Genomic DNA, 11340 nt, shown 5'->3' on the forward strand with positions numbered 1-11340 from the left:
CCCGAGGTGCGCGCCCGGTGCTCTTGTCAGCTGTAGAGGTGGTACCGGGACCACTGCCGCCGCACCGCGGTCGCGGCAGCGGCGCGCTCGCCATCGGAAGTGGCGTCGCCGGCCTCGGTGACGCTGAGGAGCGCGGCGAGCAGGACCCGGGCCTGTCCCGATCGCAGGTAGCCGGCGGAGAGGACGCCCCGGCTCGCGAGTTCGGCACCGCCGCCGCGCCCGCCGTAGGTGGCTGTCGCCTCCCCCCGCGGAACGCGGGGGGAGGCGACAGCCACGATGTCGGGCCGGTCGTCCGTCAGCTCCGCGACCGCATCCGCCACGAGCGGGGGCAGGTTTCCGGAACCCGAGCCCTCGAGGACGAGCCCGCGGGCCCCGGCATCCACGCACGCCCGGAGCGCGGCGGCGTCTGACCCGGGCGGGCAGGCCACCACGTCGACCCGGACGTCGGCGAACCGGGCGCGCCCGTCGAGCACCGGGCGCTCGAGCTCGGGCGGCAGGTCCTCGACCGGCTGCTCGGGGGAGTTGCGCGCGAAGGCGACGGGGTCGGTGGTGTGCCACTTGCGCACCCCCCGGGCCTGCAGGATCGCGCGCCCGAGCACCACCAGCACCCCGAGCCCGCGGGAGACCGGATCGGCGGCGAGGAGGACGGCGTCGAGCAGGTTGGCGGGGCCGTCGGCCTCCGGATGATCGGCGGGGAGCTGCGCCCCGGTCAGCGTCACGGGGCGGGGATCGCTGTGGTGGAGATCCAGCGCGATCGCCGATTCCTCCAGCGAGTCGGTGCCGTGGGAGACCACCACCCCGGTCACCGACGGGTCGGCCAGGACATCGGTGACGGCGGCGACGAGGAGGTCCCACTCGGCGGGGCCGAACGTCGACGAGTCGCCGTCCAGAACGGGTCGCGCGCTCACCCGGATCCCGCCCGGGAGTACGGCCCGGAGCTCGTCGAGCATCGCCTCGGTGGCGGCGTCCGACTCCCCGGCGACGACCGCGCCGTCAGCGGCTGTCGACGCCGTGATCGTGCCACCCGTGGTGCAGATCACGACATGGGGGGCATCTGTGCTGGTCTCGGCGCTGTTCACCCGGTCCACAGTGGTGGTCGCACGGCCCGTCGTCAACCACCCGGGCCGCTGTCGATGGAACAATGGCACCTCCGTGTTCGTTGGGCCGGTGACGCGGTCCTCGGACCGCACCGGGCCCGGAGCGTCCACCCGGAACCGCACATTCGACGAAAGGACCCCGCGTGAGTCTTCGACGGACCATCGCCGCAGTCTCCCTGTCCGCTTTCGCCCTGGGCGGTCTGGCCGCCTGCGGTGGTGACGACAACGGCGGCCGGGAGACCGCCCCGGCACCCACCACGAGCTCACAGCAGGCGGCGGCGGTCCCCACCGCCGAGGAGCTCACCGTGCTACTCGACCAGGCCTCGGATCCGAACGTCCCGGTGGAGGAGAAGGTCAACCTGGTCGAGGGTGGCGCCGAGGCGCCCGAGATCTTCGACCAGATCGCGGCCCTCAAGGAGCAGCAGGGCGCCTCCGTGGTGATCACGGGCGTCGCCGAGGGCGATATCCCCGGCACCCTCATCGCCAACGCCGTGATCAACCAGCCCGGCCAGGAGCCCATCAACGTCCAGGCCCAGTTCATCAAGCAGGGCGGCAACTGGATGCTCCAGAAGTCCTTCGCCTGCGCGCTGATCACCAACGCCGGCCTCGAGCCGCCGGCCACCTGCGCGGCGGCCTGATCAGCCGACGCTGCGGAACTCCAGGACCGAGTTCTCGTCGAAGGTCGTACGTTGCCCCGTCTCGGGGTCGACGTACACGGCTCTCGTCGAGGACTCGGTCTTTCCGTCGACCGGCAGCGCCGCCCGGAGATCGACGGTCAGCTCGCCGGAGCCGGTGATGTCGTAGGTCTCCACGTCGAGGGTGACGCCGGGCCCGCCGTCGGGGGCCGGGGCGGTCAGGGTGTCCGCTGCGTCCGGGGCGGTGGTCTCCGTTCGGACGGTGGCGAGGTCGCCGTCGAGCTCGACGAGTTCGTAGGTCACGACGCGCGTCGATGCCACCGCGTCGTCGACCTGACGGGTGGCCGTCCATCGGGCACCCTCGCCGATCGCCTCGGTGGGGAAGACCACGGTGGCGTCCGAGATGGCGTTGGCGGCGATCTCCACCGCCGCACGGGCGGCGTCGGAGGCGTCCACGGGTGCGGCGAGCCCCAGCTCGCGAATGCTGCCGTCCGCGCTGCGCGTCCATGTCGCCGTGAACCCCGGGGCCGTGGAGAACTGGGCGGCACGCAGCTCGTCCGTGGAGGTGAATTCCCGGACCGTGACCGCGGCGCGCTGGGCCCCGTCCACGTCGGGCTCGGAACGACCCTCGAGGGTGAGGGTCTGCGCGGGGGTCTGATCGACGCGCGTCTGGGCGCCCGGCACCTCGGTGCGCGCGGTGCCCGACTGGGACACCTCGACCGTCGCCGGCTCGCGGGAGGGCCCGTACGACAGGACGCGCCGCTCGCTGGCCCCGGCGTCCAGGACCTCGACCACAGGCGCGGGGCCGGGATCGACCGTCGCCTCGGGTTCCAGGGACTGGTCGTCCGCGGCGACGCTCGAGCCGCCGGCGCCGGTCGAGGGGTCCTCGGGCCCGGAATCCCCGCAGGCCGCAGCGCCGAGGAGCGCCGAGGCCGCCACGGCGGAGGCGAGGAGTCGACGGCCACGGCGGGCGGCGCGGGGGCGGGCGGGGGCACTGTGCGATCGCGGTTCCACGGCACCGAGCCTAGAGGGTGGCCCACCCGCGTCATCCGGCTCGGCGGCGTCATCAGGGATACTGGGTCCCATGACGGACACCAACGAGACGCGGTCGGACGCGACGGGGCACACGCCCGGCCCGGCACCCGCGAGCGCGGCGCCGGGCTACTTCGCGGCAGGACCGACGGTCATGCTGGTGATCGGTGTGGTGGTCGTGCTCCTCGATCAGCTCGCGAAGGTCCTCGCGGTGATCGGTCTCGAGCCGGGCCGGCCGATCGAGCTCATCGGGGAGAACGTCCGGCTGGTGCTCATCCGCAACCCCGGCGCGGCGTTCTCGATGGGCACCGAACTGACGGCGGTGCTGAGCGTGGTCGCGATTGTCGTGGTGCTGGCGCTGATCTGGTTCTCGCGCCGGGTCCACTCGCGCTGGTGGGCGTGGGGGCTGGGCCTGATCATGGGCGGTGCCGCCGGTAACCTGGTGGACCGCCTGGTGCGCGACCCGGGTGTCCTGCGCGGCCATGTCGTGGACTTCATGTCCGTCGGCTGGTGGCCCGTGTTCAACGTGGCCGACTCGTGCCTCGTGGCCGGCGTGATCGTCGTCGCCGTCGCGGTGTTCCGCAACATCGACTACGACGGCACCCTGGCCTCGGACCGGTCGGACCGGGCGGACAGGCCGAAGCGCACGGCGGTCTCCGACAACGGTGGCGAGAAGACCGCCGATGGGTGAGGTCCGCACCTTCCCCGTCCCCGACGGCCTCGACGGCATGCGCGTCGACGCCGGCGTCTCCCGACTCCTGGGCATCTCGCGCACCGCGGTGGCCGACCTCACCGCGGAGGGCAAGGTCCTGCTCGACGGGCAGACCGTCGGCAAGTCGGACAAGCTCACTGGGATGAGCTGGATCGAAGTCGAGATGCCCGAACCCCGGGCCGAGCCCGCAGTGATCGCCGAACCCGTCGAGGGCATGACGGTTCTGTATTCGGACAGCGACATCGTCGTCGTCGACAAGCCCGTGGGGGTCGCGGCGCACGCCTCGGTCGGCTGGACCGGTCCCACCGTGATCGGCGGCCTCGCCGCCGCCGGGTACCGCATCTCCACCTCGGGCCCGCCGGAGCGCAAGGGCATCGTCCACCGCCTCGACGTGGGCACGTCCGGCCTGATGGTGGTGGCCGCGTCCGAGCGCGCCTACACCCTCCTCAAGCGCGCGTTCCGCGACCGCACCGTCGACAAGACGTACCACGCGCTGGTCCAGGGGCACCCCGATCCGCTGTCGGGGACCATCGACGCGCCCATCGGGCGTCACACGTCGTCGGACTGGCGCTTCGCGGTGACCTCCGACGGCAAGCACTCGATCACCCATTACGACACCCTCGAGGCGCACCAGGCCGCCACCCTCGTCGAGGTGAAGCTCGAGACCGGTCGCACGCACCAGATCCGAGTGCACTTCTCGGCGCTGCACCATCCGTGTGCGGGTGACCTCACCTATGGCGCGGATCCCGTCCTGGCCTCGCGACTAGGGCTGGAGCGGCAGTGGCTGCACGCGGTCGGACTGGGCTTCGAGCATCCCGGGACGGGCGCGCGCGTCGACTTCGCCAGCTCCTACCCCGACGATCTCCAGCACGCGCTGGACGTGTTGCGCTCGGCATGACCGTCGCCGCGCGGGTGGCCAGGGTCGCGGGAGTGGGGGTGGTGATCGTGCTGGCGCTGGTCACCATCCTCACCGCGCTGCGCACCGAACTGCCGCGCGCGCCGGGCGTGATGAGTGACGCCGTGGGGCCCGATCCGGGCGAGCCCGTGGCCGAGTATCTGGAGCGTGCCGCCGCGTCGCTCGACGTGGGGGCGGGAGACGACCACCGCGACGACGACGACACCACCGGCTCCCCGGACCCGTCCACCGATCCCGATACGGATCACTGGGCGCTCGTCTCGGCGGTTCAGGCCTGGTCGGTCGCGGACGCGGATGCTGTCGCCCGGGGCCTGCCGCGCGTGTCCCGGCTGATAGCGCAGGTGCCGGTGGAGGGCGTCGCGATGCCGGTGGCCGAGGTCGTCCTGGCCGAGCCGGTGGCGGGGGAGTCCTCGCGCGAGCCGGCGTTCGGTCGCGGCCTGGACGGGGTGGTCAGCGGGCTCGGGGCGGGTCGCGAGCCGGGGCCCGGAGACGTCGGCGCCGATCGCGGGGCGCAGACGTCCTCGCTGACCGCCGCCCGGATCCGGGACGGGGATCCGGCGATCGTCGGGCTGCTCGTCCGCGGTACGCCCGAGCAGTTGCGCGCGGTGTCCGGACGGCCCGGCGTCCGGGCGGTCGAGGCACTGCCCGCCGACGCGGTGTCGGGGCGTTTCGCCGTGCGGCCGCTCCTGCCGCAGCACGTCCGGTCGGCCTCGCCGCTGCCCGACAGTGCTCCTGTCCCCGCCAGCTGACCGACGTCGGCCGCCTGACCGACGCCGGCCGCCTGACTGAGGCCGGCCGCCTGACTGAGGCCGGCCGCCTGACCGACGTCGGCCGCCTGACCGCGGCCCGGCCGTAGTCGCGGGCCCTGCTCGCGGCGGAGGTGTCCGCGGGGGCGGTTCCCGGGGGCGGGCCGACACCGTGTCGCGGCTATGGTTGCGGCGATGAGCAGGTGGCGCGAATGAGCAGGTGTCGGCAGTGAGCGGCGGCGATGAAGGAGTACGGGCGAGCGGGAGCACGGGCCCGGCGGCCGTCGACAAGCCCGTCTCCGGTGGGATGGCCGCGGGCGTGGCCGCCTACACCCTGTGGGGGTTCTTCCCCGCGTTCTTCCCGCTCCTCGAACCCGCGGGCGCCCTGGAGATCCTCGCCAACCGCATCGTGTGGTCGCTGATCGTCATGGCGATCGTGCTCACGCTCCTGCGCCGCTGGCGCGACCTGCGGGCCGTGGACCGGGCATCGTGGGTCTGGATCTCCGGCGCCGCGGTGTTCGTCTCCGCCAACTGGGGCGTGTACGTGTTCACGGTCAACTCCGGGCGCGTCACGGAGGCGGCCCTCGGATACACGATCAACCCTCTGGTGAGTGTGTTGCTCGGGGTGGTCATCTTCGGTGAACGACTCACACGCCCACAGTGGTCGGCCGTGGGCCTCGCCGTCGTCGCCGTCGGCGTCTTGACCGTCGGCTACGGTCACTTTCCCACCCTCTCGGTGATTCTCGCGGTGAGCTTCGGCCTGTACGGGGTCTTCAAGAAGAAGCTGCGGGTGGACCCGGTGATCGGCATGACCGGCGAGGTGGCGGTGATCGCTCCACTCGCCCTGGCCCTGCTCCTCTGGCTCGGCGCGACCGGGGCGGGCACGTTCACCGGCTTCGGCCCCGGGCACACGGCGATGCTCGTCGCCTCCGGGCTGGTCACGGTGGTGCCGCTTCTGCTGTTCGCCTTCGCTGCGCAGCGCATCCCCCTGGCCACCGTCGGCATGCTCCAGTACATCGTCCCGGTGCTGCAGATGGCGTGGGGACTCATCGTCGTGGGGGAGCGGCTCGACGCCGTGCAGTGGGTCGGTTTCGCCCTCATCTGGGCAGCGGTCGTGGCGTTCACGCTGGCAGGGAGGTCGCCGCGCAGGGCGTACGTCGGCAAGTCGAAGGCTGTCGTAGATCCGTCCTAGACTGGGCCGGACAAGTCCTAGGAGGAATGCTGCGTGGGCGGATCCCAGTTCGTGCATCTGCACAATCACACCGAGTTCTCGATGCTCGACGGGATGGCTCAGATCGATCCCCTGTTCAAGGAGGCGTCCCGGCTCGGGATGCCCGCGGTGGGGATGACGGACCACGGCAACATGTACGGGTCGTCGGACTTCTACAAGGAGGCCGTCAAGTCCGGCATCAAGCCGATCATCGGTATCGAGGCCTACGTCGCGCCGGAGTCACGTTTCAACAAGAAGCGCGTCCTGTGGGGCGAGAAGCACCAGAAGGCTGACGATGTCGCCGGTTCGGGTGCCTACACGCACATGACGATGGTGGCGGAGAACGCCACCGGTCTGCGCAACCTCTTCCTGCTGTCCTCTCTGGCCTCCTACGAGGGCCAACTAGGCAAGTGGGCCCGTATGGACGCGGAGATCCTCGCCGAGCACTCCGAGGGGATCATCGCCACTTCCGGCTGCCCGTCTGGTGAGATCCAGACGCGGCTGCGGCTCGGGCACATCAAGGAGGCCTACGAGGCCGCTGAGAAGTGGCAGTCGATCTTCGGCAAGGACAACTTCTTCCTCGAGCTGATGGACCACGGGATCGACATCGAGCGTCGGGTCCGCGAGGACCTGCTCAAGCTCGGCAAGGACCTCGGGATGCCGCCGCTGGTCACCAACGACTGCCATTACGTCACCCGCGACCAGGCCCACGCCCACGAGGCCATGCTCTGCGTCCAGACCGGTAAGACGTTGGCCGACGAGAACCGCTTCAAGTTCGACGGGGACGGGTACTTCCTCAAGTCTGCCGAGGAGATGCGTGCCCAGTGGGACTCCGAGGTCCCCCAGGGGTGTGACAACACGCTGTGGATCGCCGAACGCGTGCAGTCCTACGAGGACATCTGGACGCCCAAGGACCGGATGCCCAAGTTCCCCGTGCCGGAGGGCGAGACGGAGGACACCTGGCTGGCCAGGGAGGTCCACAAGGGCCTGCAGTGGCGCTTCCCGGACGGCGTACCGCAGGAGTACATCGACCGCGCGGAATTCGAGCTCGAGGTCATCAAGGGGAAGGGCTACCCGGGCTACTTCCTCGTGGTCGGTGACCTCATCGAGCACGCCCGTTCCATCGGGATCAAGGTCGGGCCGGGCCGAGGCTCGGCCGCCGGCGCGCTGGTCGCCTATGCGCTCAAGATCACCAATATCGATCCCATCGAGCACGGTCTGCTGTTCGAGAGATTCCTCAATCCGGAGCGACCGTCCGCGCCGGATATCGATATCGACTTCGATGATCGTCGCCGCGGCGAGATGATCCGCTACGCCTCCGACAAATGGGGCGCGGACAAGATCGCCCAGGTCATCACGTTCGGCACCATCAAGACCAAGGCCGCCATCAAGGACGCCGCACGCGTCAACTTCGGGCAGCCCGGTTACGCGATCGCCGACCGCATCACCAAGGCGCTGCCGCCGCCGATCATGGCCAAGGACATCCCGCTGTCCGGCATCACCGATTCGGGGCACGAGCGTTACGGCGAGGCGGCCGAGGTCCGCCAGCTCCTCGAGACGGATCCGGACGTCAAGCGGATCTACGAGACCGCCCGCGGCTTCGAGGGCATGGTCCGTCAGGCCGGCGTGCACGCGTGTGCGGTGATCATGTCCTCCGAGCCGCTGCTCGACGTGATCCCCATGTGGAAGCGCGCACAGGACGGGGCCCTCATCACCGGGTGGGACTACCCCTCCTGTGAGGACATCGGCCTGCTGAAGATGGACTTCCTCGGCCTGCGGAACCTCACCGTGATCGGTGACTGTCTGGAGAACATCAAGCTCAACCGCGGCGAGGAGATCGACCTCGACACCCTGAGCACCGACGACCTGCCCACCTACGAACTGCTCGCCCGGGGCGACACCCTCGGCGTGTTCCAGCTCGACTCCGGCGGTATGCGCGAGCTGCTCAAGCGGATGAAGCCGACCGGCTTCAACGACATCGTGGCCGCCCTCGCCCTGTACCGACCCGGCCCGATGGGCATGGGGACGCACTGGAACTACGCCGATCGCAAGAACGGCAAGCAGGAACTGGTGCCCATCCACCCCGAGTTGGAGGAACCGCTCAAAGAGATCCTCGGCGAGACGCACGGTCTGATCGTCTACCAGGAGCAGATCATGGCCATCTCCCGCGAGCTCGCCGGATACACGGCCGGCGAAGCCGACGGCTTCCGTAAGGCCATGGGTAAGAAGAAGGCCGAGGTCCTGGCCGCCGAGTACGAGAAGTTCTCCGGCGGCATGTTCGAGCGCGGCTTCTCCAAGGACGCCGTGGACGCCCTCTGGGGCACCATCGAGCCGTTCGCCTCATACGCGTTCAACAAGTCGCACGCCGCCGGATACGGCCTGGTCTCCTTCTGGACCGGTTACCTCAAGGCCAACTATCCGGCCGAATACATGGCCGCACTGCTCACCTCGGTGGGTGACGACAAGGACAAGGCCGCCCTGTACCTGTCCAACTGTCGCCAGATGGGCATCCGTGTCCTGCCGCCGTCGGTCAACGACTCGCTCACCAACTTCGCCTCGGTGGGCACGGACATCCGCTTCGGCATGGGCGCCGTGCGAAACGTCGGCGCGCACGTGGTGGAGTCCGTGGTCGCCGCACGCGAGGCGAAGGGCGCGTTCACCGACTTCTCGGACTACCTGGCCAAGATCGACCAGACGGCCTGCACCAAGAAGGTCACCGAGTCGCTCATCAAGGCCGGCGCGTTCGATGCTCTCGAACATCCGCGCAAGGGCCTGTTCCTCGTCCACGCGGACGCCGTCGAGTCGGTGATGTCCACGAAGAAGGCCGAGGCCGTCGGACAGTTCGACCTGTTCGGTGGGGGAGACGACACCGGGGCCGACAACGGTTTCGGTGACGTGTTCGCCGTCCGCGTGCCCGACGAGGAGTGGGACACCAAGCAGAAGCTCGCGCTGGAACGCGAGATGCTGGGCCTGTACGTCTCCGGGCACCCGCTCGACGGACTCGAAGCCGCACTCGAGGCCAAGACAGACACGACCATCGCGACGATCCACGAGGGCGAGCTCGCGCACGGAACCGCGGTGACGATCGGCGGGATCATCTCGGGCGTCGACCGCCGGGTCAACAAGAACGGCGAGCCGTGGGCGATCGTCACGATCGAGGACTTCAACGGGAGCGTCGAGGTCCTGTTCTTCCCCAAGACCTACCGGATCGCGGCGCTGGACATCGCGGAGGACGCGGTGGTGCTGGTCAAGGCCCGTATCAACATCCGCGAAGACCGGGTCTCGGTGTTCGGCGACACCCTCGAGGTGCCGGACCTGGTGGTCGGCGGGAACGGAGCGCCGCTCGCGCTGACGCTGGCCACGCGGATGTGCACCATCGAGACGGTCACCGCGCTCAAGCAGGTCCTGGGCCGACATCCTGGTCCGTCGGATGTTCACCTGCGGCTGGTCAGCGGGGACTCGTCCACGGTGCTGCGGCTCGACGATCATCTCCGGGTCGAGACCTCCTCCTCGCTCATGGGCGATCTCAAGGCGCTCCTGGGCCCGGGGTGTCTCACGGGCTGACCGGTTGGCGGCGGCGACGGTGGCGGTGGGAGACTGGTCGTCGTGACCTCCACTGACGCCGCCACCGACCAGGCCGTGACAACCGACGACATCGACGCCGCCGCCCGGCGGATCGGCGACGTGATCAGGTCGACCGATCTGGACATCAGTGAGCGGCTCAGCGAGCAGACCGGTGCGCGGGTCCTGCTCAAGCGTGAGGACCTGCAGGGCGTCCGCTCGTACAAGATCCGTGGCGCCTACAACCTGATGGCGCAGCTGGGTGAGGACGAGCGCAGCGCCGGGGTCGTGGCGGCCAGTGCCGGTAACCACGCCCAGGGTGTGGCGTTCGCCTGCCGGGTGCTCGGCATCAACGGGCGCATCTACGTGCCCAACAACACGCCCAAGCAGAAGCGTGATCGCATCCTGTCCCACGGCCGCAACTGGGTGGAGCTGGTGGTGACCGGCGCGAACTTCGACGCCGCCCAGACAGCCGCGTGCGCCGACGCCGACCGGACCGGAGCGACTCTGGTCCCGCCGTTCGACCACCCCGCGACCATGGCCGGCCAGGGCACCATCGCCGCGGAGATCCTCGCGCAGCTCGACCGGGCGCCCGACGCCGTGGTGGTACCGGTCGGTGGCGGCGGCCTTGTCGGGGGGATCGCCACGTATCTGGCCGAATACGCGCCGGACTGCAAGATCATCGCGGTTGAGCCCGCCGGCGCCCCCTCCCTCACCCGGGCGCTGGAGGCGGGGGAGCCCGTCACCCTCGACACGGTCGACACCTTTGTCGACGGGGCTTCCGTCGCGCGGCTCGGCGAGCTGCCGTTCGAGGTGATCTCCTCCATGACGGATCGGATCCGGGTCCTCACGGTGGACGAGGGGGCGGTCTGCACCGCCATGCTCGACCTCTATCAGACCGAGGGCGTCATCGCCGAGCCCGCCGGGGCTCTCGCCGTGACCGCGCTGGAGCAGTTGGACATCGACGAGGGCGCGACGGTCGTCTGCATCGTCTCCGGCGGGAACAACGACGTCTCGCGTTACAGCGAGATCATCGAGCGCTCGTTGGTCCACCGGGGGCTCAAGCACTACTTCCTGGTCAAGTTCCCCCAGGAGCCCGGCCAGCTGCGCCGCTTCCTCGACGAGGTACTCGGCCCGGAGGACGACATCACCCAGTTCGACTACCTCAAGCGCAACAACCGCGAGATCGGTGCCGCCCTGGTCGGCATCGAACTCGGCTCGCCGACGGGCCTGCACTCCCTCCTCGAGCGGATGGATGCCTCGCGCATCGAATGCGAGCGGCTGGAGCCCGGTACCGCCGCGTACGAGTACCTCACCTGAACCGTCCTCCCGAGCCCTCCCCTCGTCGAGAAGAGCATTGCGCGCACGTTGCGCGAGGTGGTCTCAGGGAGCTAGTGCAACACCCTGGCTGGATCGGGGTATGTGGTGGCG

9 protein-coding genes are annotated in these 11340 nt (G+C 70.0%); 7 read left to right on the top strand and 2 right to left on the bottom strand.

Translation table 11 applies throughout. The features are described 5' to 3' along the window. Positions 1–26: 26 nt before the first annotated feature. Complete coding sequence (locus tag ACWGLC_RS08695; RefSeq protein WP_452099500.1) at positions 27–1079, bottom strand: asparaginase; 1053 nt, start codon at positions 1077–1079, stop codon at positions 27–29. A 161-nt stretch (positions 1080–1240) separates the two neighbouring features. Here ACWGLC_RS08695 and ACWGLC_RS08700 point away from each other — a divergent pair, with 161 nt between their 5' ends. After that, complete coding sequence (locus ACWGLC_RS08700) at positions 1241–1735, top strand: hypothetical protein (RefSeq protein WP_452099501.1); 495 nt, start codon at positions 1241–1243, stop codon at positions 1733–1735. Here ACWGLC_RS08700 and ACWGLC_RS08705 read toward each other — a convergent pair whose 3' ends face one another. Further along, positions 1736–2746, bottom strand: a complete 1011-nt coding sequence (locus tag ACWGLC_RS08705; RefSeq protein ID WP_452099502.1) for a hypothetical protein — start codon at positions 2744–2746, stop codon at positions 1736–1738. Positions 2747–2816: 70 nt separating this feature from the next. Between ACWGLC_RS08705 and lspA the strand changes: the two genes are divergently transcribed. The 6 genes from lspA to ilvA all read left to right on the top strand — a co-directional run bounded on the left by lspA (position 2817) and on the right by ilvA (position 11229). Further along, positions 2817–3455 (top strand): signal peptidase II, encoded by a 639-nt coding sequence (lspA, locus tag ACWGLC_RS08710; protein WP_452099503.1) that lies wholly within the window; start codon positions 2817–2819, stop codon positions 3453–3455. Next, positions 3448–4374: an RluA family pseudouridine synthase gene (locus tag ACWGLC_RS08715; RefSeq protein WP_452099504.1), complete on the top strand. Its 927-nt coding sequence runs from the start codon at positions 3448–3450 to the stop codon at positions 4372–4374. The genes lspA and ACWGLC_RS08715 overlap by 8 nt, the downstream gene beginning before the upstream one ends. Further along, positions 4371–5141, top strand: a complete 771-nt coding sequence (locus ACWGLC_RS08720; protein WP_452099505.1) for a hypothetical protein — start codon at positions 4371–4373, stop codon at positions 5139–5141. The genes ACWGLC_RS08715 and ACWGLC_RS08720 overlap by 4 nt, the downstream gene beginning before the upstream one ends. A 304-nt stretch (positions 5142–5445) precedes the next feature. Then, positions 5446–6330, top strand: coding sequence for an EamA family transporter RarD (gene rarD, locus ACWGLC_RS08725; RefSeq protein WP_452099512.1), 885 nt, complete (start codon positions 5446–5448; stop codon positions 6328–6330). Positions 6331–6363: 33 nt separating this feature from the next. Further along, positions 6364–9912: a DNA polymerase III subunit alpha gene (dnaE, locus tag ACWGLC_RS08730; RefSeq protein ID WP_452099506.1), complete on the top strand. Its 3549-nt coding sequence runs from the start codon at positions 6364–6366 to the stop codon at positions 9910–9912. Between the two features lie 33 nt (positions 9913–9945). Further along, complete coding sequence (gene ilvA / locus ACWGLC_RS08735) at positions 9946–11229, top strand: threonine ammonia-lyase IlvA (protein ID WP_452099513.1); 1284 nt, start codon at positions 9946–9948, stop codon at positions 11227–11229. The last annotated feature ends 111 nt before the right edge of the window (positions 11230–11340 follow it).

Source organism: Dietzia sp. NPDC055877, from assembly GCF_053615975.1.